A 23,979-nucleotide genomic window follows, 5' to 3' on the forward strand; every position below is an offset into this window, starting at 1 on the left:
CTGATTCAAATGCCCATTATCGTTCTTTTGTTTGATTTATTCGTTCTTTTGTTTGAAGATGTGACAATCCAATCGTTCCGATGGAGACTCTATCGAGGTCTTTCACTTTTCTATATGATAAAAAATAAACCGCACCGAGCAATACGCTCGCATGCGGTCCAAAGCAAAATCCTTATCCTTCGGTGGTGCCGGGCTCACACTAGTAACTCTTGTCAGTTACCGTCAGCGCTGAGATCGTCCAAGCCGTCGACGCGCCTCGCAAGCCTACGCGGCCATAAAGAAACGCATTCGGGTCCGTCCACTTCAAGATAGGCTCGTTGTTATCACCGGAGAAGACAGCAATTGATGCTCCTTTCAGCTTTACGGTAATTCTGCGGGTTTGACCAGGCTTAAACGCAAGGTAGCCCGATGCCGTATCCGCTGAATTTTCGTAACTTACCCGCCTCAAAATGACCCTGTCGTTATGAAACGCCAGCGTGTAGCCCATGAAAGCATCTTTCACCTGATCCTTGAATTCAGACTCGTTCGTCGTCCGCAGCAGGACTCCTGCCTCATCCGCCGTTGCTTCTTTCTGGGTAACATCGAAGCTTACGGTGTAATCCGTCCAACCGGCATCACCGCCGAATCGATTGACAATACCAACGGCCGTCGGCTTGATGACCGACTCCGCCTTCACGGGAACCGTCAGACTCGCTTCCACATACCTAAGCGTGATTTCGCCCTTCGCCCGGCGCAGTGACAGCCATTGCGGTCCTTTCTTCATCTCGAACTCACCCAGCGGTACTTTCGTCCACTCCGTATCGCCCGCAAATAAAGAAGCGTCAAGCTTAATCTCCTTAGTCGTGCCGTTTGATTCAATCACCAACGTTGATCCCGCCGACGTTTTGGCTGCGTTAACCGAGAGCAGATAGCTGCCATCCTCACGAACATTTATCGGGAAGGAGAGGCCTTCGTCCTTGCTCGACAAGAATACAGCATCACTGCCATCAGGCGTTATGCCAGATCGAATGCCTGGGTTTCCGTCACGAACGCCATGAACGGCTTCCAACGCGCCGGGCAGCGGTTTCATCACTTTCATATCGCTGCTGCCGTTCGCTTCATTCGCAAAGGCCGTGTAGTGCAGTTCCGGATTCACCCCTTGCCGCCAACCATATCCGATGCGGCCAGCCCTCCCGGCCATTGCGGGTTGCTCTACCTTGAGCAGCCCGTCCCAATAGAGCATCGTATCGGAGCTGCCCGACTCGATGCGGATCGTATGGAGCTTCGTCAGATCGGTCCCCTTCGGCAGCGGCTTCGTCGCAACAACCGTTTCGACGCCGTTCACGCGATCGATCAGTGAGAGTTCCATCGTCGCTTCATTCACACGGGCTGTGCGGTAATTAGCCGAATTCTCGTATGCGAATATGGCATCCAGTGAAGAAATCGAACCAACACTTTGCACATCATTCAATTTGAAGTTGTATTCAGCTGTATATCGGCTGCCCGTGCCCGTTCGTGCCAACAGAGTCTCGACGCCCCCAGTTTGACTCGTTCTCTCCCACTTGTCACCGGATGGCGCAGCGCCTGGCGCATCCCAGAAAACCGGCATCCCGGGCGCTTCCTGCGGTGTCCCGTGCGTCGGCCCGAGAACGGACATCTTGTCACCATTGAATACGAGGCGATCCAGGTTCAGTTTTCGAACGGGAGGGCCTTCGGCAGAACGTCCGATCAGGTTGTGGTAGACGATATAATACGAATCCAGATCAGGACCCATGACCGTCGCACTGTGGCCAAGACCGTTGAAATCATCCGCAGTGGAAATCAGGATCGGGTTGTTCTCGGGAATTGTATAAGTTCCTATCGGAGAGTCATGATTTACCCCGTAATTGACACGATAACCTTTGCTAAATATGTGATTGCCCGTGTAAGTTATGAAATAACGTCCATTTCGCTTGATGATCATCGAACCTTCTGTCCAATGTCCAAGCGAGGCGTTCAACTGTTTGTCCGTTTCGATTGTATACGGATCAGACATCAGGCTTGCCATAATGCCGCCGAATTTGGCATGGGTGAAATACCATTTCTCATCATCGTCGATGAAAACAGAGCCATCGATCGTGAAACCGAGATTGTCTGTCTTCTTTAGGAACGGTCCTGTCGGCTTGTCGCTTTGCAGGACGTAATGTCCTTTACCCGCCGGAGAAGTGTACATATAGAACGATCCGTTCCAATAGACGACCTCCGGCGCGTAAGCTCCCTCACTGACAGCTTCCTCTGTTACCAAACCTTCGTAGCGCCAATTCACAAGATCGTCAGAGCTCCATGCCTTGACCCCGACTCTGCGATCCTTCGTGCTGCAGTAGAGATAATATTTGCCGTCAAAGCGAAGAATGTAAGGATCCCCGATGCCATAATCCTCCCATTCCTGGTCCAATACGAACGGATTCTGGTAGGTCTGACGCAAGGCTATCTCCATCCTGTCCGCCCCTTTCTTTCCCCAAAGCTGCGGCTTTATCGCCAAAATCACTGAAAGAAGAACACACGCAGCCAACATAAATATCCATGTCTTCTTAATTTGCAGCATCCAGTTATCCTTTACTCCTGTTAGCGAGTGATTTCCAATACGTAGACGGATGACGCCCTCAGCTGACAGGTCACTTGAGATTTGGAAAATGATAATTCATGACCTTCGCAGACCACAGAATTCGGGTTTTGCGCACTATTTATGCATTCATAATGATCCGCTGTTATTTCCAATAGATGGGCTTTGCCTGACTCGGCAAAGCCATCCAGCTGCACTTCCGTTAAGGTGTCTTCGAAGCCTCGATTCACTATGAAGATCGTCAGCTTATCTCCACTAACATTGGTACAAGCCACGACGTCCAAATTCGGCAGGTCATCCAGTTTTGGCTCTGTAGACATAAGGCTATTCACTTTAAAGCTGCCGCATTCGGTATGACTCTGAACAACATAGCCCAAGTCTCTGTTTGCATACATTTTCATGACATAATAGGATGGAGTGCCATAAACGATTAAAGAGTTTTCGCTTCTGCCTGAGGACTTACCGCGAAACTGATCCGCATAGAAATCCCCTACTCGGATGCAGCCGCCAAGCCAGCCATTGACTAAGTCGGAAAAGCTGCCTATCTCGATCAAGTCGCTATTTCGGATAAACTCATTCAAATTGGCTGCAATGACAGCTGCTGCTTCAAGGGTATGTTCATTGGGAAGCCCCTTGCGCATGGTATTCGGATAGTACATCGTATTGTATTCCGTGATTGCCAATTTCAGATGGGCATAACGGTTAGTAGAACTGAATATTTCTCTCAATTGCCTTACGGTTTCCCTCGTCCATTCCGGATAAGAGACCATCGCTTTATAACGTTCTTCTTTTGGCGTACGATCATTCATCCCAAATCGATTGTAACCGTGATATAAATGCAAAGTTAAATAATCAATGTGCTCTGCGGCTCGATCCAGCAGAGTCTTGTTCCAATCCATTTTGTCATCTCCGCAAGCGAGCAGCCTAATCTCGGGATCGCGTGCCTTCATGGATTGGGCAAATCGTATGTAGCGTTCTGCGAATTGCTCAGCGCTGCAATGCCCGACCTGCCATGCTCCCCAAACTTCGTTGCCGATCTCCCAGTACTTCACGCCATACGGCTCGACGTGCCCATTAGCGGCCCGCAGTTTTCCCATAGGCGTATCCAAACCGCCATTACAATATTCAACCCACTCAGCCGCTTCTTCCGGTGTGCCTGAACCATCGTTTACACAAATAAGAGGCTCTACATTCAAATCACGGCAAAACGCAATAAACTCATCCGTGCCAAAATACTTATTCGTCCATCCACCCCATGCTTCATTGATGACGCTGGGGCGCTCATATACAGGGCCAATAGCCTGCTGCCAATGATAGGCACTGATATAATTCCCTGCAAGCCGCATCATGCCGGCATTCAGGTCCCTGGTCATATCCATAACTTCCTTGCGAACATTGCCTGCACTGTCAGAAGGAAGCAGCGAAATATGATCCAGCCAAAGCATTCCCGTGGATACATGATCCCGCCAGCGCTCATGATCCGATGGTACATATAATCGGAATTCCGCATGCTCGCAATCCCGCAATACCGTAAGACGAGATTCATAGTGCTTCCAGTTATGGCTTCCTATATTGATTCGAGTGGAACCAAGTACTTCTCCACTCTTCCTATCCACAATCTCTGCTGCAACGATCTTAATTTCGACAGAGGCTCTTGCATACAGAACCAAAGAATAGCCATCCCGATCCTGTTTGACAGCAATCGCTTGACTTATGCCTGCGTACGCCTCGTCGTCGCTATAAATTCGTACCAGCTGACTATGTCCAGAATGACGAGTAGCAGCGGGCTCGAGACCATATATTGTACTTTTCCCATTCGTATAAGGACGCCAGCTTCCGGAAAGCCCCCTATATGTCCCGTCCATACTTTCAAAATCCATATCCGTAAGCGGATAGGCCAACATAGCATCCATATGATCACGGATATCTTCCACAAAATGCCCGAATAGATAAGGATTAATTCTGTCATTACCGACTTGATTCTTATTCACCTGGATCTTAGCTCTTGCTTGCATGAACACAACGCTTCCTTCCATTCTTTATCCTTTTAATGAACCAATCATAACGCCCTTCACAAAATGCTTTTGTACAAAAGGATACATCAGCAGTACCGGCAAGCTGGAAATAATAATCACCACATATTTGATACTCTCAGCCAGCAGCACTTTGGATTCTAGTCCCACATTGCTGTCAACTGCGTCTGCTTGGCTAACCATTAACACTTCACGCAGCACGAGCTGTAATGGATATAAATCCTTATTGCGTATATAAATTAAGGCATTGAAGTAGGAATTCCAGTGACCTACAGCGTAAAATAACACCATGACGGCCAATATCGGTTTGGATAAAGGCAATATGACATGCGTGAGCAGCTTCCAGTTGGAGCACCCGTCAATATGGGCGGCCTCCTGAATTTCCCATGGGATATTGGATTGAAAATAGGTTCTCATCACAATTAGGTTATAGGTGGCAATTGCACCCGGAATTACTAACGCCCACATGGTGTTCACCATGCCTAAATTCTTAACAAGGAGATACGATGGAATGAGGCCGCCACTGAAAAACATCGTAAGCGTTACAAAAAACATGATGCCTCCCCGCCCAGGCAGATCTGGTCTTGATAACGGATAGGCGGCTAAAGTCGTCATGATCAGATTGATCGCCGTTCCGATCAGCGTATACACAATTGTATTTCCATATCCGTTCCATATCTGATTGTTATGAAATACATTCCTGTATGCCTCTAAAGTAATTTGTTTAGGCAGCAAGATCACTTCCCCATTCAGCACCAGTGCAGGGTCACTGAAGGATGCGCTGACGATAAAGAGCAGCGGATACAGCACGACTACAACAATTAGAACAGCCAATGCGCCCACGATGGCATCGAATAGCTTTTCATCCGACTTCATTTTCTTGCGTGTTAGTTCCTTCATCACACGACCCTCCTTACCATAAGCTTGTCTCGGCCTTTTTACGAGCAAAGCGATTCACGAGCAGCAGCAGCGCAAGGTTAATGATAGAGTTAAACAGACCTATCGCAGCTGTATAGCTGTACTCCCCTTTTAAAATACCTGCCGAGTAAACGAAGGTAGAAATGACATCGCTGGATTCCAAATTCAAATTATTTTGCATGAGCAAAATTTTCTCAAAACCGACATTCATGAAATGTCCTACATCGAGAATAAGCAAGATGACGATAACTGGGAGAATGCCTGGAATCGATACATGCCAAATGCGCCGTAACCGGCTTGCTCCATCCATTTTGGCCGCTTCATACAGCTGTGGATTGACACCGCTAAGGGCCGCAATATAAATAATCGATTGCCACCCCATATTTTGCCATATGTTGGACCCGATAAAGATGGACTTAAACCAGCCCGCTGAATCGAGAAATCGTACCGGCGCTGCGCCAAATGCTGCAAGGATCGAATTAACGGGACCTCCTTGCGGAGATAAAAACAACTGCAGCATCCCTACCATAACAACGATAGAAATAAAATGAGGGATGTACGTAATATTTTGCACGATCTTGCTGAAGGCTTTGTTGCGAATTTCGGTAATGATTAAAGCCAGTAGAATGGGAATAGGAAAAGCAAACAATAGAGAGAACAAGTTAATCGAAATCGTGTTCCACAGCAGTCTCCAGAAATAATAAGATTCTATAAAGCGCTTGAAATGATCCAAACCAACCCACGCGCTTCCGCTGATCCCTTTGGCTGGACTGAAGTTTCTGAAGGCAATTTGCAAGCCATACAAAGGTCCATAATGGAACACAAGGTACCAAACGATAGGTATCAGCAGCATCAGATAGAGATCGTATCTGCTGGTTATTGATTTCAGGAGGCTGGAGCGCCTCGATTTGGATTGAGACGCAAGCGCCACCGTATTGGTCGTACTTTTCATGTGCAGCCCTCCAGCCATCATGTCATGCTTATTTTTGCTTTTTGAGGTTGTCATAAGCGGCTTGGTAAAGTTTTTGCAGCTCGTCCATTTTCATCTTTTTGAGCGTATTCTGGAATTCTCCCCACTTATCGAAGCTAAGTGCTCCTGCAATAAATTTGGTGCTCTGCTCTTCATAATATTTATCAATATCGTTACGCAGTATATTGATTTGTTGCGCTGTTTGCTCATCAAACATAGGTGCAGCATAGCGAATCTTCGGCATGAAAGGATCCAGCTTCTTCTGAGCTTCCTGTACCTGAGGCGGATTAATGTAGGAAGCTACCTTCTCGCTAATCAGATGCGGCGCCCCGCCTCCGGCATACGGGGTAATTTTGGATTGATTGCCTGTCGCCAGGAAGGCATCGGTATAATAAGGAATGCCATCGCGCAATTCATAATTGTCGCCTTTACGACCGAATCGCAGCAAAGTGGATCCTTCATCGCTGTAGAAATAATCAATCCAGCGCATAGTTGCTTCCGGATTCTTATTCACCGAGGTAATGGCAAACGCCCCAAAATCCCTTGGAACTGGTGCGGCCAGCTGCAGACTGTCACCATGTGGTCCTTTGACCGGTGCGATGCCGATATATTGATCGTTAACTTTCGTTTCCAACATGGGATTGTTCGTCTGATCGAAGAAGAAACCAGTATTACCTGTCCCTTGCTTCGTCAAATACTGCGCTTCCTTCTGGGCAAAAAGCTCCGGATCGAGCAATTTTTCCGAATACAGCTTATTTAAATACATCAGTAATTCTTTATTCCGATCGTTGCCCATCCAAATATTAACCTTGTCATTCTCAAGATTAATGTTGTAACCTAACTGAAAATCCAAGCCAAAAGACCCTGCCATGATAGGTACGATACTCAAACCATTGCGTGCAGTCATCGGAATTTCATCCTGCTTGCCGTTGCCATTCGGATCTTTATCCCGGAAAGCTTTCAGCACCTCGTATAGATCATCCGTCGTTTCAGGCTCCTTCAGATTCAGCTTCTTCAGCCATGCTTGATTCATCCATCTCTTATCCGTTCTAGCGGAGTTGACGGTCACGATACCTGGGAGAGCATAAATATGTCCTTCTGGTGTTGTCATGGACGAACGAATCTCTGGATAAGCATCCATTAGTTTTTTGAGGTTAGGGGCATACGAATCAATCAGCTTCTCAAGTGGGATTAATTGACCTCCGGTACCATAGCGAATAGCCTCTAAAGGAGTGAGGCCAGAGCGATACATCACATCAGGGAGCTCATTGGAGGCAAACAACAAGTTTTTCTTCTCATTAAAACCATCCGTTGGCGCCTCAATAAATTCCACTTGAATGTTGCTCATTTTTTCATAATCCTGAAACACCGGCATGTCCTTAAAGGGTCCATTGGTTGGCGCAATTCTTGTGAACATCTTCAGCTTAATCGGGTCTTTCACAATCGGAAATCCATCTACGGACACACTTTTCACATCTTTGGCCGGGGTTTTCCCCTCTTTCTCTTTACTCGGTGCATCCGAGCTGCAGGCGGTAAGTGTCATACTGGAAACGACTAAGGTTGAAAGCAATACGGTCCCCCAATTTCTTTTCATTCTTTCGTTCCTCCGATCAAAATGTTGTCACCCTTTTCAAGAAAGCGTTTTCTAAGGGATGAACTTATTATAAGCAATTCATTGTTGCTGTTGATTCCACATATATGACTTTCCATTCTACTTTTTTGATGGTTTCAGGCTATCTATATAAGCCTGGGGTGTCAGACCGGTTATTGTTTTAAACACTTTAAAAAAGTACGTATAATTCAAAAAACCGACCTCCAAGCTAATCTGTTTCAAAGCAATGCGGCCTGATTCCATGAGCATACAGCTTGTTTTAATCCGAACTCGGTTCAAATATTCACTAAAAGTCATTTGTGTTTCCTCTTTGAACAATCGGCTTAAATAAGATGGATGCAAATTGAGGGCATTCGCTGTAATCTCCAAGGAAATGTTGTTGGAAGCATAATGGTCTGAAATAAATTGAACCGCTTTCAGGATATGACGCGAATACGTCCCCCCTGCATGCTGTTTCTTGATGTTCTCCATAATACGTGCATAGTATGCTAGCGACCACATCTCCAGATCAGCAATGCTTCTTAATTGTCCCAGTTCGTTCCTTGAGGGGAGCCCGGCTTCTTCGAAGGAGGTACGGGGAACATGCCGCTTGACAGACCTATCAGCAAGATGAAGCATTTCACTGACAATGAGCTGTACCGAGATGGCGTAGACAGGCTGACTGGCAAGCCCTGCAAAAATGGTCGAAATGATTTGGTTCGTTCTTTCCCAATCCAGCTGCTCTAGAAAAAGCTGCAGCTGCTTCCTTTCTTCCATGAACAAAGGATCTCTAAGCGTTGATGTTTGCATATCCTGATAGTAAATTTCGTTCATCACCTGATTCGCTCTACTATAGCTCGCGGCAAGCTGTCTCAAACTTCCATATAGGGGACCTATGGCATAAATACAAGTCAAGTTCAGGAATTTCCCCATTGAATGGGAAAGACTGTTCAACGCTTGACTCATTTGAGTAGTAACCGTATGCTCACTCCGATCCACAGAAGAAAATAGGACAATAAATCGTCCCTCCCCCACATAGCCTACCGTCCGCGTCTGACTATCGCCAATTGCCATTTGCATCACATCCATTGCCCGCTGCACGAACCGGTTCTTCTCTACATCGGTAAACAGCTCCGTCAACAATAAAAAAGGAACGATTTGTACAGCAGCTACGCCGTAATTGATGGAATGGGGAAATAGATGATTGTCACGCGCATACGCATATAGTTGTTCTCCAGCACCCTGCACATCCCTGGCCAAATTAGCTACGTATTCCCGAAGAATATCAGGACTTAGACGTTCCATCATTTGGGTTTGAGTACTGCGAACATCCTGCTCCCGCTCTTCCATCTGCAATTGCTGCACCGCTTTATCCAAAAGTGTCACAAGTGCATCCTGCGTCAATCGATGTTTGAGCAAATAATCCATCGCCCCGTTCATGAGACAAGCCCGTACATAATCGTAATCGTCAAAACTGCTTAACATAATCATCTTCACTTTGGGAAATCGCTCTCTGATCATGAGGCTCAATTCTACGCCATTCATGACAGGCATACTCACATCCATAATTGCGATATGCGGCGTGTGCTGCTCCATCATGGCAAGTGCCATGGAACCGTTATACGCCTCGCCGCATAGCGTGAACCCATGCTTCTCCCAGTCCAACATACTCTTCACGTCGTTGCGTGCCAACGCCTCATCATCTACCAATAGTACTTGATACATGCCTTGAGCCCTCCTCCTCTTCGATTCGTTCCGTACCTGGCAGCAATGGAAATCTGATCTGCACCGTGGTATACGCATCTGGCTCACTATAAACAAACACGCCGTAAGGCTCTCCGAACAGTCGAACGATGCGTTCGTGTACATTGCGAACGCCCATGCCGCTGAAACGAGTGTTTGTCTGAACTTTATTCATTTCAAATAACGCATCAATCTGCGCTTTCGACATTCCTTTGCCAGTATCTCTGACTTCAATTTTCAGTTCTTTATTGGCTTCATAAATGCGTATCAGCACGTGTCCCTCCTGCGCCGAGGCGGACAGACCATGAATGATGGCATTCTCAACAAGCGGCTGCAGCATCAATTTTAAAACATGGAGCTGTAGAAGCTCTTCATCCTCGACTTCTATCTGTAAATGAATCGGTTCCACATATTTGTATTTTTCAATATTGACGTAACTGCGGACATACTGCAGTTCCTCCTGCAAGGAGAGAAATTCATTCGTATTTCCCAGTACACCTCGCATGAGTTCTATCAAGGATTCTGATACCTCAACTATATTCGGAACTCCGTTAAGTTTGGCCAAATACTTCACCGTATTCAGTGTGTTATACAGAAAATGAGGACGAATTTGAGCCTGCAAAACAGCTAGTTCCGCTTCCCGCTTCTCTCTTTCCGTCGTTACGATGCCTTCAAGCAAACGCTTTAATTGTTCTACCATACTTTTGAATACATGATACAGCTGACCGATTTCATCCTTGGAATGAATTTCGACGGTTGGAAGCGTCATGTTGCCTTCCATCACATGCATCATCATCGATCTCAGCCTTCGAATATTTCTTGTCATTCTCGAGGATACCTGCAGCGTGCCGATGACGATAATGATAAACACAATAATCGCTACCGTGGCCAATACATTGCGGATTCGTGCCGTTTCCGTCAATAGCGACTTCATAGGGACTAGGGCTACCGTGCACCATCCTGTATAATCGGATTTCCGTGTGACGACTAGATACGATTTCTGATCAATAACTCTTTCCACGGAACCGTCTTTACCAGCCAACTCCTCACCCAGTTGAATGACCACATCCTTCGCAATCGCGCTCGTCTGAGGCTCATAAATGAACTCATTTTTCTGATCAACCACATATAACATGCTGTCTGGTGTCGGTTTGACATCGTAGATTTTTTTAATGATCTCGTCATTCAAATCGAACATCACCATGCCGATTAAATTACGGTTATAACGGAGCTCGCGCCCGGTTACAATGGAGTTGCTGAAACCGGTTTGATGAAAATAAGCATGCCCTGAGCCATTTTGCAACAAATCATTCATCATCGGTGTGAATAAAATATTTTTATCGAGCCAAGGCGACCCGACGAAAAACACCTTTTCATTCAGCCCGATGACAGCAACTCGTGAAATGTAGGGCTTGTACGCAATCAGAGCGGATAAAAACTCCTCGATTCGCTTCTGCTCCTGGAACCACTCATAGCTGGGTTCCTCCGTCTTGCTAAGCAGCGTATCCAAAACCGTCTTATTGGTAGCAACCACGGTATTTAATCGACTTACTTCCTCCAGCCGCAAGTTTAACGATTCGTCCGCCTGGCGTATGCTTTCCGTAACGGACGTAATGGCATTATTTTTCACCGTTTGTCTCATGTACACATAAACAATGCTCGTCACAGCCACAATGCCAATCAGAGTTACCAAACTAAAGGCGACAAAGATCTTCCCTTGGATGCTACCCGTAGGTGAAATCAACTTTTTGAAAGAGAAAAACTTCATGGGCAGGCAGCTCCTTTCCATTTCACGTTTGATAGAAAAAAACATGAATCCAGCCCGATCAGAGCTTGATTCATGTTTTTATATTACTCACAACAAGGCGCTATGCATAGCCCCGCTCCATCCTCTTCAGCTTGAAGCAGGACAATGCCTACGCGTGTCCGAAAAGGAGCGGTTCGATCATTGCCAAAAAAAGTAGACATCAGATTGCCATTATGATCGATAAACATCGTTCCGTGGCCGCCATGAGGGACTGCAAGCCGCCTAGGAGTATACGGGCCGTACAAATCATCCGCAACGGCATACATTAAATCGTAGGTGCCGTCCACTCGCTTATCTCCATTCCACTCTGCGGCTCCAAGAATATACTTGCCTTTATACTTTACGATAAATGCACCCTCATAGCCTACGCGTTGGCCATCCGAGCTTAACAGCTTGCAGGGATCTTCTGCGAAGCCTGTCATGTCCTTCTTCATCCTAGCAATTTTGCCGTCCTGCCATACAAAGTACACTTGACCATCCTCATCCTGGAACAGACTGGAGTCAATATCCGTATTCGTCATCCGGCCCATATCGATATACGGTCCCTCTGCATGACCGGATATGCTTTTAATCATACCGGTGCCTCCGCCTTGAAGCGAATAAGTGATCCAAAACGTTCCGTACAAGTAGATCATCTCCGGGGCCCAAAGACAAGGATTCTCATAAATGTTGTTCTCCCATGTGCCATTCTCGGATAAATCCCATACTTTCGCTACATGGTTCCATTCCTTCAGATCCATTGAGCTCCACAAATGAAGCTGGTTATTCCGGTCCCAAAAATTTCGATGCGGCTTGTCTGAAGTCCCCGTCAAATAATACGTTCCATCCGGTCCTGTGCTAATATGAGGATCCCGAATCAGGAAGTCCGCGACGGGCTTAAGACTTCCCACTGCTCCCTTCTCAAGCACCGCTCCCTCAATCGGTCTAATGAATCCTGGTCCTCCAAAGGACATTGGTACAACGGAAGGATAATGCTCAACCAGTGAATAACTGCCACAGCCCGTAAAAGAAGAATACAACTGATTGTCCGGCCCGCTAAATAAAGAGATTTGCCCGCCATGGGGGAGCGCCAAATACCGCCGGCTATAGGGACCATAGATCGATTGACTCACCGCTACAAAAGTATCTACGGCATCACTTTCCATTCTCTTGAGCGCATCTGCGCAGAACATATAGTAATACCCATCCCGCTTATATAAAAAAGCCCCGTAACTTCCTACCTGCAGATTCCCTATGTACGAGGGATGATCCTCCCGCCCCGCGACCTTCCAAGGCTGTACTTCTACCATTCGTGGAGTTTCCTCAAGACCGGTCATGTCCCTATTCATTTTGGCGATTTTGCCATTGCTGTAAATCCAATAAACAGCTCCGTCTTCATCCTCAAATAAAGAGGCATCCTGCCCGTCGGCTGTTATCTTCCCCATATCCTGGTAAGGGCCCATGACAGAGTCGGAAAAGCTGTGGAGCAAGCCGGTGCCGCCTTGACTTAGCCCGTATGTGATCCAGAACGTTCCTTTCACATAGTGAATTTCCGGAGCACAAATACCAGAGGAACCCCCGCTCTCCTTTTGCCACGTTCCCTCTTGCTCCAAGCTCCATACGGCGGCTGGCCCCGTCCATGACTGTAAGTCTGCGGAGGTCCATACTTGCAAGCTTGAGCCATCTGTCGTTCCGGTCATATAGTACATATCATCCGGCCCTGTGCAAATACTGGCATCTTTAAGGGAGACATCCAAAATTCGTTCTATTAGGACGGCAGATTCCGAGTAGCCTGTACACGAGGACCATTCCGTTTCAGGATGGGGAGGCTGCATGATAAAATCGCTCTTCATTGTAATCTTCCTTTCCTCTTCCCTGTTATGTTTTTATGATAAGTATATCGTGCTTTATCCAAACGCTTAATAGAGAAAGCGGTGCGTCAAGTGAGGAAAAGGGACATTTGAATCACAGCTTGCTGCCTGGAGAGTGGCCATAATAATTACGATAAGCTCGCGAGAACGAATAAAGACTCGGATAGCCGACGGTATAAGCGACCTCTGTTATATTCCGATCCCCTAATGAGATCAACGCAGCGGCCTTTTCCATTTTGAGTCGGTGCAAATAGCGGTTAGGTGATACGCCTATCATTTTCTTGAAGATATCCGAGAAGTAAGATCTGTGTACCCCCGCCGCTTCAGCAACCTCCCTGATGCTGATTCCTTCCATATAATGCAATTGAATAAAGTCAAGTGAACGCTGCAGCCATGGTATGTCAGCCGCGTTGCCTTTGGCATCGTTATGAGTCCTGCCCGCTTTCATAAGCATGGCAAAGATAGCATATAGCTTTTCCAGCAGTTCTAATGAAAAGTCCATATCCTGGACTCCATCCGGTTGATCCGAGATATGATGAAGTAATGCATATAGCTTATTCCAGATTTCCTTGCCGCCTCTTGCACGCAGAATGGGGTTGACCTGAGATAGTCCCAGCGATTGCAGCAGAGGCGCAGCCTGGGGTCCTTGAAAAGCAATCCAGATAAGCTTTAAGGTCTCCTGTGGTTCGTAGATGCGATATGAATACGATTCATTTGGGAAGAAACAGCAAATATCGCCAGGCTGGAGAATCGCTTCCTGGTCTTCATATTGAAGCAGCAATTGACCTTCAATCACAAAATGAAGGCTGTAGCATTCGATTCTTTTAGGCCCGATCTGATAGGTTGGTTTGGCTATGTTATGTCCAAGACGGAGACACCACAAACCGCTCATTTTAAAAAACTCATTAGGGTTCAAATATAGCTGTTGTGCATATTCGTGAGCATATTCCTGCATGTGTTTTTTCTCCTTAAGACTTGATTACAACTCAAAGCACTTGACTCCATCATATTCCCTTCCCCCTTTTAACTCAAGTTGCAATTACCTAACAAAATGTTAAATCAATCTGAAATCGTGATATTTCCAATCCACCTTACATCCCTTAATCTAAATATAGAATTGAGACTAATGGAGTAATTTCCGGATAGATAAACCTAATATTTTGTTAATTACAAGTAAGATCAATGAATAACAGAGAGGTGGATGACGATATTGATTAAAACCAGCAAGCATGGGCCCATATATCACCTGCCTCCGGTTGGAGAGCCTCCTCCTCTGAGCGTGCAGTTCTTAGGGATTAATTACTGCGAAACGGATTACTGCAATATGCGAAAGCTTGCCAAAATTACCGTGTTCGGTTTTGTACTCTCAGGGCAAGGATATGTAAAGGTCGGTTCCCAAACAGATATGGCTCGCCAAGGGGATGTGTTCATCCTTCCTGCTGGCTGCTGCCATAAAGTTGCCTCAGACTGTGACCACAAAGAGCAATGGAGCTATATATGGCTAAACGTTAGCGGAATCTGGATTCTGAAGATGCTTGAAGCTTATCAGTTGCTTCCCCGTGTCGTCATTCAAAATAGCGGGTTGGAATCTTTATTTAAAGAGGCTATTGAAAGCATCAAGGAAAAATCAGTTGAGGAACTGCAATCAGAGTTTCAGATCATCCTCATGAGAATCATCGTCAGCCTCTCCGAAACTTTGCGTAAACGAGGGGATGCTTTAACATCAACGGTACAAGCTATCAAACAATTCTTGGACAACAGCATCCTTCATCCGTTCGACTCGACTCAGCTCTCTTCGCATATTGGCATATCCAATAAGCAAATGAATCGCTTATTCAAAAGAGAAGTCGGGACTACCATCTATCACTATGTCATCTCCAAAAAGATAGAGTCCGCTAAACGGATGTTGCTCGACACCCAACTGACCATAAGCGATATTGGCTATAAGCTTGGATATGTCGATGCGCATTATTTTTCGAACCTGTTCCATAGTAAAACCGGTGTGAGACCAAGCGACTTTCGAAAGATATTTACTAAAACTCAATAAATATGGCGCAGCAAACTGCTCCACGAGGGATCGGGATTGAGGTATGGTCTCTTCATTTTATCTATCCGATCATAAATAAAGCCCGCATTTCAAGCAAAGAAGCCGCGATTTACGCGGCATCTAATGAGGTAAAGTTCTTGCCAACCGACACATGGCTGTGACAAGTCAAGTTAAGAGATCCTGAGCTCTTTGTGTTGATAAAATTAAAAAGTATTATATACATTTTCACATTCTGTCGCGGTCGGTTCATAAAAACAGTGCTTCTTCCATCGTCCTGCAAGCGGCTGATTATACCAAGTTGACGGACACGGTCCGGGATTATCGAATGTTCCTGGACGGAAATACCATAGGGAGAATTTGCCTGGCCAATCCCGCTCCCCATTCACAGTCCGCTGGGCCAGACGGCGTTCTCTCTCTCTTGCGTTTTGATAGTACAGACCATGTTGCAATGCTTCGAACGCATGCGGCTGGTTAATCATTTGGGGAATTGTCCGAATTCCTTTAAAATCGGAGCAATTCGCTCTTATTCGGTTAATGCCAACATTTCCGACAAGGAGCATGCCCTTCTCGCCTTCGGTCTCAGCTTCAGCTCGAAGCAACCTTGCCAACATATCAATATCCTGTTTTCTGGCTTTTACGACTGCCATTAGCTCACCTCTTTAGATTTCTATAAACATCATATTGTAGGTGAAGCGGATTTGTTACTCTGGCCAAATAGTGAGCGATAATAAAGAGCCGTTCCACCACACTTTGCTGCCGGTTAGCTTAATCGCTGAGTTCAATTGGCGTTATTCACCTGAATTTTCGTTGTGCGATCCTGAGCATCCGATTCCACTTTATGAAATAGGTACCAGCCTTGGTGGCCTTGAAGGGAAGAGGTCCCGTCAGTTTCTCGTCGACAAGCTTTTAATTCTTAATGAATCTACTCCACAACCCAGGTCACTACAGGGACAAACCTAAATTTAATTTCGGTCATACTCCCTTTAAAAAGTTCTTTATTTCATTCCAAGATTCCCCGTTCGAAAATATAAAAAAGTGATCACCACGATGTATCGTCTTCATTGTTTTTTCTCCTCCCCATGCAGCAACAAGGTTTTTAGAATATTGGATAGGAATATTTATATCTAAGTCACCTGCTAAGCATAATAACGGAGTTTTAATAGAAGGAGCTTTTTCTAATGAATTGAAGGATTCTTCGATAAACAGCGAAAGAGGAAACATGTTATGTAGCTTTAAGACGTTTGATACTTTATGGCTTAATAATTTGGAATTATTATCATATGGGGAAACGAGGATTGTACCTGCTGTAGAACGTTCACTTGATAAGTTCACAGCGATTCCCGTTCCTAGGCTATATCCCATAGAGACTATTTTTTTATTATCAATATCGCTTCTTTTTGAAAAGTAATCATAAATAGAATTAGCGTCATTGTATAAACTAATCTTACTTGGCTCTCCTTCACTCAGTCCATACGATCTATAATTAATCAGTGCTACAGACCATCCCTCTAAATCCTCAGCAATCGATATCATATCAGATACTTCTTCCCCAGAACCGCCGAAGTATATAAGAAGCGGGGCTTTTTTATCACTCGAATTTTTTATAAGCCATCCATACAAGTTTATATTGTCAGATGTGTTGAGTTTAATCTCTTCAGCATTACTATAAAGTAAGCTAATCTTATCAGACATAGATTGATCAATCTTTTTAGGTTGATAAACAAGATGATTAATTTTAATAATTCCGTCTAGATTCTGATAAATAAAGAGGCAAAGAAATAAATAGGAGCCAATTATTATTGAAAAAGTTAAGGATAGAGCTGCAATTGCTTTTCTTGATTTTTTTTGAATGACTCTCATTAAAATAAGAGTTGTAAGTAAAAAAAGAATAATGGAACACACAGCGAGAATATTTATTGTTGATGAATACTTCCTGAATATTTCTAAATCCCCTAACTTATATTGTCCTAAATGCTTAGCCCAATATGTTACTTTGTAAGAGATAATAAAACCTGTTACTCCCAGAATACTCAATAATGTAGAAATTATAGTGAAGAAAAGTATTCGTTTTTTACTAAATTTCAACTTGCACCCTCCATTCAATTAAAATAATTTGCATGTAGCAACTAATGGGAACTTCCATCATCGTTACAATATATATTAGATGTTATAAATTGGATATTAAATACACTAATTTTACCTATTCATTAAAATTATTGACATGATTTTTTGTTCTGGATACAACAAAAAAAGGCAGTTACAGGAGCTGCCCTTCCATCTATTAGACTAACGTTCATCGTTAGCTTTACCTTGTGATGTTGATATTTATTGATAATGTGATGCTTCATTGAGATTGAATAGTATTCTAATAACAACAAGAAATAGTACCACCCGGTACCTATCAACAATACTACAATTATTCTAAAATTAACCAAACGAACATTCCTTTCATCTAGTCCCACTCTTGTTTAGATGTTAATTATGTAAGTTAGGTTTCGTTATCCCGCCCGTTTGCACAAAAGGCTGCACGCGGCAGCCTCTTTAGGTTTGTTCAACTATCGGTAACAATAAGTAAGCATTTGAAGTCATCTCCTGCTTTTCCTCAAAATCATAAGTTCCTCGCTTCTCTTTGCTGTGTTGAAAAAGTAATACTTTCCAATCACCAGAGAATTGACATTCTCTTTACTTTCCGTATGTTGTTCATTCCTGTAACGGTTTATCTGGTACCCAAACGATGCCACTGTAAGTTGAAATATGATACCAATTGACCCCCTCTGGGGAAATCCACTTTTCAAAAGATAGGACTTCCTGATCTTTGAACGTGCCTGCTTTATGGAAAACTTCTCCTGTCAGCGGAAAATAGTAGGTTTTTGTTTCTGGGGTTAATTTTACTTTTTCTTGTGTTATTGTAATGCCCTGAGGTCGTTCAAATGGTGCCCTATCAAGGTTGACCACTTTCCAACCGAATGGGGTTTGGATACGTGCCCAACCTTCATTTATTTTGTCAGCTATATATGATCCCGGCTGTAGCCAATTTTGCAGACTAATGCTTGCATCACCGTCGATATCGAAATAACGTGTGGCGGTTCGCAGTGTGATCTTTTCGTTAGCTAAGTCGAATTTCATTAACGGACCACTCTCAGATTCTAATAGAGGAAAGGATTTAACCCATTTAAAGGTTCCATCCTGTAATTGAATCTTGAACCATCCATAAATTTGAGTCTTAATGTTGAAAATGGAGCTTGCAACCGCTTGAACTATTCCTGGAGTCGCTTTCACTCCTTTCCCTACGACTTCATAGGGATGATCATAAAGCAATTCGTTCCCAGTCATTTTAACGACTCTGTCAGTTGACCTCTCCTCATGCTGAAAGTCTTCAGGGATAAATGGATCGACAATCCACTTCAGCCCCTGTTGTTTAGTAGAAATTCGATACCACATTGGAGCTTCCAACATTGCTTTTCCTGTATGAGCCCCTTTGTATAAATAATTATAAACGGCTGTTACATGCACTTTTTGTGGTGATATTATATCTTTAGGTGGTTCGGCTTTGGCATAAACACCGACATCGGGTTGGTCATATAACTTCATATCTTCAACAATGGTAATGTCCCTGTCTTTATCCCAATAGCCGCCAGCAGTAATTTTGTTATCATCCTCGATCCATTTTTCTCCCATCCATGTTTTTATACGTATATATTCTTTACCTTGGGTGTTTGCTAAACAGTTCGGTTCATTCAGAGTACAAGCCACTTCTACCATCTGCATACCGGAAATCGAGCCAACGATAGAATTTGGATTTCTATAGTCATCTAGCAGGTTCGTCTCCGATAGAACCACCAACTGTCTATTTGACATCAGATCGATTCTCGCCGTAGCTGAGGTGCTTAAAAAACTGAACCCACCGTAGAATACAGACATCGCCAGTGCATACTTAACAGCCTTTTTCATGCACACACACCTTTCTCTGATAAAAATTTCGAATTTATTAGATAATTTCACTTGGGTAATTATACCAAATTTATCTTATTGACAAATATACTTCACAAAATCTTTACTCAATTAAACTGCCCTTAGCTTAATAAGACAAGGCGTTGCAGCCTTCGTGAACTGCTCCTCGTTGGCAATTACTTGTAGCTTAATGCAAATATGTGAGTTTCGCATAATGGAGTAAACTAATACTACCTTAAATTAGTATAATCAAGAAAAATCTTTGTACTATCAGCCTGTTATTTCAACAAAAAAAGGGATCGACTAAGTGCACGGCAGTCAGCGATCCCATTTAAGTAACCTTCTGCCCTTTACTTCAACGGACAACGGCTGCCAATCATGTGCCGCCTACCGTCATGTCGTGATTGAACTATTGTTCCTCGTTAACGTAATAACATTGATCTAATCAACCTTGTTTCTACTAAACTCTTCTCGTACGGCCTGCATTTGAGTGATATGACGATTGGCATGCTGACATAAGAAATAAATATATTGGTAAACATCAATCTTTCCAAGATTGTTTACAGTCATCGTCGTTTTATATAAAATGCCTTCCCCGTTTGGTATTTCACTAAGAATTTCTTTGCACTCATTTATTTGTTCTTTCATGATACTTTTTATTTCTGATATTGTTTTATCTCCCATCGGTTCCATATGCTCAGGTCGTATCCAGAGAAATGATTTATGTTTATCAATTTGATCGAGCTCCTCTAAATTGTACTCATAAGTAGAAACAGCTTCATTTAGGTTTACCTTAATCGCATGGTCTTTAGCCTTTATCTTACCCTTGCGAATCAATATTAATAAGAAATGGTTAGTTAATGTAACATGTTCTAATATTTCTTCAATGCTCCAACCTACTTCAGGTTTAAAATTAAGCAATTCCGGTTTTTCTTCAAACCATGCATAGTATTCAATCAAGGTTTTTGAAAGTTCCTGTTCTATAAACTGTATTGCTTTCTGTACTGTCATAAGCTTCCCACCTTAGAATAGGCTCAGATCTCGGCTAATTTAAAATTCTTACCGGGCTGCAAAGTCATTGTACACCTCAATATTAGCACATATTGGAAAGCTGCCCGTTACATTAATGAACAAGGGACAGCTGCCTGCTGCGGCGATCTGTCCCTTGTGTAGAGTAGGGGACTGGTTTCCCAGTCCCCCCTCATCAAACCGTACGAGCGGTTTTCCCGCATACGGCTTTCCGATGTTCTTCACCTTGGGCAGTATAGCTACCCCAAGCGCATACTCGTTTCAGGCCCATACGGCCAAGTACCTCGGCGACCCTCCTCGGGTGCAGTTGGTTTCGCTTGTGCTTTTTGTTCCAGTACAGTGTCAGTCTACGAATAATATGCCAGTCCACTTTTAATAGAAATTTGTTCGACATGCCAGGATCTACACTACCATAATAGTTCTTCCATCCTTGTATAACGGGATTGAGCTTGTCTACCATTTGCTTTGGTGACCAGTAAAGTCGCGCACGTGGCGCTGTTACTTCCTTTACTTTGTCACGCATCTTCTTCATCGCCTTTTTAGATGGAATACTTCGCAGGTCATAGAATTTCCCCGACTTAAACAATTTCGGCATGCGGCGGTGATGGAATCCGAGGAAGTCGAATCCCTCTTTATCCAGCCACAGGTTCACAAGCTTGGACTTGTTCGTGTTCATTGTCAATTCCAGTTTCCTGAAAACTGCCTTAAGCACCTGAATGGCTTCCATAGCGTGGGGTTTATTTTCACATAAGATAACTAGATCATCCGCATATCGCACCAATGTACCAATATGGGAAAATTGCTTTTCCCAAAGGGTATCGAGATAGTTCAGGTAGATGTTCGCGAGTAGCGGTGAGATAACTCCACCCTGAGGGCTTCCGATCTCCGTGTTATGAACCTGTCCATCTTCCATGACACCGGCTTTCAGCCACTGTCGAATAAGTTTCAACACTCTTCGGTCACTCACCCGTTGTTCCACGAGTTTGAGCAATTTGTCATGTGGGATATTGTTAAAGTAACCGGCGATGTCTACATCAACCACCCAGTACACTCTCCCGTAGTTCACTGTCTTGTGTATCCGCTCAACCGCCTGTTTCGCGCTTCGCTTCGGTCGGAACCCAAACGAGCAATCCTTGAAATCCGCCTCGAATATTGCCTCAAGGACGATTTTCGTTGCCATTTGTACCAGTCTATCCTGAATGATGGGTATTCCGAGCGGACGTGTTTTACCATCGCCCTTCGGTATATCCCTCCTCCGAACCGGCTTAGGATGGTAGAGGTTTTCCACTAACTGGCGTTGTACGTCCATCACGAATCGCTCTTCTCCATACTCCTGTACAATGTGCTGAATAGTCACACCGTCGATACCGGCGCTTCCTCGATTTGCTTTGACCCGTTTCCATGCTTCCCACATGACATCTGTCCGGTACACTTTGTCGTACAGAGCATGAAATCTGCGCTTGTTACTTGCCTTAGCCGCAAGGTAGAGGGTCCTTTGGAGTTCTTGAACTTTTACTTTGGTGTAGTTAGCAGATTTCACTGCATTCACTCGCTCTTACCTCCATTGTTACCCGTAAACAAAGTAAGGGTGCTTTCCTCCCGCAGGTTATGTTGTCCTGCGTTCATAGGTACTACCACCCTCTCCGACTCCCTTCTCGCCGCTTACCACTTCACCCTCCGGGCTTATAGGTTCGCGCTTTACGACGCTGTCGTGCGAGGTAGGGTCTCCCTAGTTCCAGACACAACTGTTACTACATGCTGCTCCCCATACACCGGAGGATTCTTCCGCGCTGCTTTTCCAAGTTCTTCACGCGTTCCGTGGCCTTCACCGTACAATACGGGGTTCGGCTCCCTCTTGTCCCTTTCGGGTTCGATATGTCGATGCGGCAGGATTCACTTTATGTTACAGCCTGCAGTTTTGCTTCACCCCAGTTGGGGGTTTTCACAGGGCTTCATCCTTAGGATCTCGCCACCAGATGCCTGCTAGCTACGAGGCGGCTTGGTCCCTACCTCGGTTGGACTTTCACCAACTAGTTGTGCCTAGCTTTGCTAGGCGCACTATTGCACTATCGTATCCTGTTAGCCATTCATGGTATCTTTAACCGATAATTTTTGTAGTAAAGCCTCTCCAGCTGACTTAATGTTTTATTTTTGCTTACGAACTCTTCCACTTCTGATAATTTTACCGACCGATAACCTGGCCCCTTGCATCGACCACCTAATTCACACGAAGGAGATCCTTCCTTTTTCAGCTACTGCCCATGCTTCGCACGCTCAGCAAGCACCATAAGATCGTTCCCTTTCAAAGCACCCTCAATTAGCTCAGGCATCTTGTCGGGGGAGCAGCCAAAACAAGGAATACCATGCTGAGCCAGCTTTTTGGCTACCGCTTCGTCGTAAGAAGGCACACCTTGGTCAGATAAGGCGAGTAAGCAGATCGTTTTTACACCAGAATGGTGCATATCGACCAACCTTTTCATCATCTCCGTTCGGTTGCCGCCTTCATAGAGATCCGAGACCAAGATGAATAGCGTTTTCTTCGGCTCCGCAATAAAAGATGAGCAGTACGCAATGGATTTATTAATATCCGTTCCGCCGCCAAGCTGAATCCCAAACAGCATATCGACGGGATCCTCCGCGCACTGCTCGCTTAAATCCACGACCTCCGTGTCAAATGCAACCACACGCGTATCCAGCGCAGGCATACTGGCGAAAATCGAGCCGATAATGGAGGCATAAATGACGGAGCCTGCCATCGAACCGCTCTGGTCGATGTCCAGGATAACCGTCCATTCCTTGCTCCGCCGTGCACGGTCGAAGAAGTACACCTTCTCCGGTAGCAGGAGTCCGCGCTCTTTGTCGTAGTGCTTTAGATTTTTACGGATGGTTGTGTTCCAATCCAGCCCTGATGCCGACGGCAGCGGAGAATGCTGCCTGCGGTTCAGCGCGCCCGTAACTGCTCGTCGCAAATCCTGCGAAAGCCGCTTTACGATTTCATCGACAACGGCTTTGACTAGCTGCCTTGCGGTTTCTTTCGTTTTCTCCGGTATTTTCCCTTTTAGAGCCATTAACGTGGCTACCATCTGAATGTCCGGCTTTACTTGGGAAAGCAGCTCCGGCTCGAAGAGCAACTGCTTCAAGCCTTTGCGCTCGATGGCATCCGACTGAATAACAGACACCACATCAGGCGGGAAAAAGGTGCGGATATCGCCCAGCCACTTAGCGAGCTTTGGCGACGATGTTCCCAGCCCTGCTTTGCGGGAGCTGACGCCACCCACTCCGTCATCACGGCTGTCGCCTGCCGTGTCATCATAGATGGCGGCAAGCGCCTCATCCATGAGCCTCGACTCTTCGTCGAGCATAGCACCGCCTGCGCCGTACGACATCAGTTTCTCTTCGGAAGCAGCGCCCAAAATCAACCGCCAACGTTTCATTTGTTCTTGATCGATCTTTGTCATA

At 45.1% G+C, this 23,979-nt stretch carries 16 protein-coding genes; 1 reads left to right on the forward strand and 15 read right to left on the reverse strand.

The genetic code is table 11. The annotated features are described in order from the left end of the window. Nucleotides 1-199: 199 nt before the first annotated feature. From HQN90_RS15460 to HQN90_RS15500, 9 genes are all read right to left on the reverse strand, one after another. Nucleotides 200-2,455: a family 43 glycosylhydrolase gene (locus HQN90_RS15460; protein ID WP_246362444.1), complete on the reverse strand. Its 2,256-nt coding sequence runs from the start codon at nt 2,453-2,455 to the stop codon at nt 200-202. A gap of 128 nt (nt 2,456-2,583) precedes the next feature. Continuing rightward, nucleotides 2,584-4,596 (reverse strand): alpha-L-arabinofuranosidase C-terminal domain-containing protein, encoded by a 2,013-nt coding sequence (locus HQN90_RS15465; protein ID WP_173220171.1) that lies wholly within the window; start codon nt 4,594-4,596, stop codon nt 2,584-2,586. Nucleotides 4,597-4,620: 24 nt separating this feature from the next. Then, the gene (locus tag HQN90_RS15470) at nt 4,621-5,514 is read right to left on the reverse strand and encodes a carbohydrate ABC transporter permease (RefSeq protein WP_173220173.1); all 894 of its coding nucleotides are present in this window, start codon (nt 5,512-5,514) and stop codon (nt 4,621-4,623) included. Between the two features lie 13 nt (nt 5,515-5,527). After that, complete coding sequence (locus tag HQN90_RS15475) at nt 5,528-6,484, reverse strand: ABC transporter permease (RefSeq protein WP_173220175.1); 957 nt, start codon at nt 6,482-6,484, stop codon at nt 5,528-5,530. A 28-nt stretch (nt 6,485-6,512) separates the two neighbouring features. Beyond that, the gene (locus HQN90_RS15480) at nt 6,513-8,096 is read right to left on the reverse strand and encodes an extracellular solute-binding protein (protein WP_173220177.1); all 1,584 of its coding nucleotides are present in this window, start codon (nt 8,094-8,096) and stop codon (nt 6,513-6,515) included. Between the two features lie 117 nt (nt 8,097-8,213). After that, complete coding sequence (locus HQN90_RS15485; RefSeq protein WP_173220179.1) at nt 8,214-9,818, reverse strand: response regulator; 1,605 nt, start codon at nt 9,816-9,818, stop codon at nt 8,214-8,216. Beyond that, a complete protein-coding gene (locus HQN90_RS15490; protein WP_173220181.1) occupies nt 9,793-11,604 on the reverse strand; it encodes a cache domain-containing sensor histidine kinase in 1,812 nt (603 codons plus the stop codon). Before HQN90_RS15490 ends, HQN90_RS15485 begins: the two co-directional genes overlap by 26 nt. Before the next feature lie 83 nt (nt 11,605-11,687). Beyond that, a complete protein-coding gene (locus HQN90_RS15495; RefSeq protein WP_173220183.1) occupies nt 11,688-13,475 on the reverse strand; it encodes a family 43 glycosylhydrolase in 1,788 nt (595 codons plus the stop codon). Nucleotides 13,476-13,587: 112 nt separating this feature from the next. Continuing rightward, on the reverse strand, nt 13,588-14,448 hold the full coding sequence (locus tag HQN90_RS15500; protein ID WP_173220185.1) for an AraC family transcriptional regulator: 861 nt from the start codon (nt 14,446-14,448) through the stop codon (nt 13,588-13,590). A gap of 255 nt (nt 14,449-14,703) precedes the next feature. On the opposite strand from HQN90_RS15500, the gene HQN90_RS15505 reads away from it, so the two are divergent. Then, nucleotides 14,704-15,540 carry an AraC family transcriptional regulator gene (locus tag HQN90_RS15505; RefSeq protein ID WP_173220187.1) on the forward strand — a complete coding sequence of 279 codons (837 nt, stop codon included), beginning with the start codon at nt 14,704-14,706 and terminating at the stop codon, nt 15,538-15,540. Nucleotides 15,541-15,743: 203 nt separating this feature from the next. Here the strand turns inward: HQN90_RS15505 and HQN90_RS15510 are convergent, their stop codons facing one another. From HQN90_RS15510 to HQN90_RS15535, 6 genes are all read right to left on the reverse strand, one after another. Further along, nucleotides 15,744-16,187, reverse strand: a complete 444-nt coding sequence (locus HQN90_RS15510; RefSeq protein ID WP_173220189.1) for a cell wall hydrolase — start codon at nt 16,185-16,187, stop codon at nt 15,744-15,746. Nucleotides 16,188-16,512: 325 nt separating this feature from the next. Continuing rightward, nucleotides 16,513-17,625: an alpha/beta hydrolase gene (locus HQN90_RS15515; RefSeq protein WP_173220191.1), complete on the reverse strand. Its 1,113-nt coding sequence runs from the start codon at nt 17,623-17,625 to the stop codon at nt 16,513-16,515. Between the two features lie 615 nt (nt 17,626-18,240). Beyond that, the gene (locus tag HQN90_RS15520) at nt 18,241-19,491 is read right to left on the reverse strand and encodes a hypothetical protein (protein WP_173220193.1); all 1,251 of its coding nucleotides are present in this window, start codon (nt 19,489-19,491) and stop codon (nt 18,241-18,243) included. A 441-nt stretch (nt 19,492-19,932) separates the two neighbouring features. Then, nucleotides 19,933-20,502 (reverse strand): DinB family protein, encoded by a 570-nt coding sequence (locus HQN90_RS15525; protein ID WP_173220195.1) that lies wholly within the window; start codon nt 20,500-20,502, stop codon nt 19,933-19,935. Nucleotides 20,503-20,695: 193 nt separating this feature from the next. Further along, nucleotides 20,696-22,069 (reverse strand): group II intron reverse transcriptase/maturase, encoded by a 1,374-nt coding sequence (gene ltrA, locus HQN90_RS15530; RefSeq protein WP_173220197.1) that lies wholly within the window; start codon nt 22,067-22,069, stop codon nt 20,696-20,698. A gap of 703 nt (nt 22,070-22,772) precedes the next feature. Further along, complete coding sequence (locus tag HQN90_RS15535; RefSeq protein WP_173220199.1) at nt 22,773-23,978, reverse strand: VWA domain-containing protein; 1,206 nt, start codon at nt 23,976-23,978, stop codon at nt 22,773-22,775. Between the last annotated feature and the right edge of the window lies 1 nt (nt 23,979).

The organism is Paenibacillus alba (assembly GCF_013204855.1).
Lineage (GTDB): Bacteria > Bacillota > Bacilli > Paenibacillales > NBRC-103111 > Paenibacillus_E > Paenibacillus_E alba.

Excerpts from the sequence above, each read along its gene's own strand:
- HQN90_RS15460 (WP_246362444.1), bottom strand. The coding sequence starts at position 2,455 with ATGGAGATAGCCTTGCGTCAGACCTACCAGAATCCGTTCGTATTGGAC.
- HQN90_RS15465 (WP_173220171.1), bottom strand. The coding sequence starts at position 4,596 with ATGCAAGCAAGAGCTAAGATCCAGGTGAATAAGAATCAAGTCGGTAAT.
- HQN90_RS15470 (WP_173220173.1), bottom strand. The coding sequence starts at position 5,514 with ATGAAGGAACTAACACGCAAGAAAATGAAGTCGGATGAAAAGCTATTC.
- HQN90_RS15475 (WP_173220175.1), bottom strand. The coding sequence starts at position 6,484 with ATGAAAAGTACGACCAATACGGTGGCGCTTGCGTCTCAATCCAAATCG.
- HQN90_RS15480 (WP_173220177.1), bottom strand. The coding sequence starts at position 8,096 with ATGAAAAGAAATTGGGGGACCGTATTGCTTTCAACCTTAGTCGTTTCC.
- HQN90_RS15485 (WP_173220179.1), bottom strand. The coding sequence starts at position 9,818 with ATGTATCAAGTACTATTGGTAGATGATGAGGCGTTGGCACGCAACGAC.
- HQN90_RS15490 (WP_173220181.1), bottom strand. The coding sequence starts at position 11,604 with ATGAAGTTTTTCTCTTTCAAAAAGTTGATTTCACCTACGGGTAGCATC.
- HQN90_RS15495 (WP_173220183.1), bottom strand. The coding sequence starts at position 13,475 with ATGAAGAGCGATTTTATCATGCAGCCTCCCCATCCTGAAACGGAATGG.
- HQN90_RS15500 (WP_173220185.1), bottom strand. The coding sequence starts at position 14,448 with ATGCAGGAATATGCTCACGAATATGCACAACAGCTATATTTGAACCCT.
- HQN90_RS15510 (WP_173220189.1), bottom strand. The coding sequence starts at position 16,187 with ATGGCAGTCGTAAAAGCCAGAAAACAGGATATTGATATGTTGGCAAGG.
- HQN90_RS15520 (WP_173220193.1), bottom strand. The coding sequence starts at position 19,491 with ATGAAAAAGGCTGTTAAGTATGCACTGGCGATGTCTGTATTCTACGGT.
- HQN90_RS15525 (WP_173220195.1), bottom strand. The coding sequence starts at position 20,502 with ATGACAGTACAGAAAGCAATACAGTTTATAGAACAGGAACTTTCAAAA.
- HQN90_RS15535 (WP_173220199.1), bottom strand. The coding sequence starts at position 23,978 with ATGACAAAGATCGATCAAGAACAAATGAAACGTTGGCGGTTGATTTTG.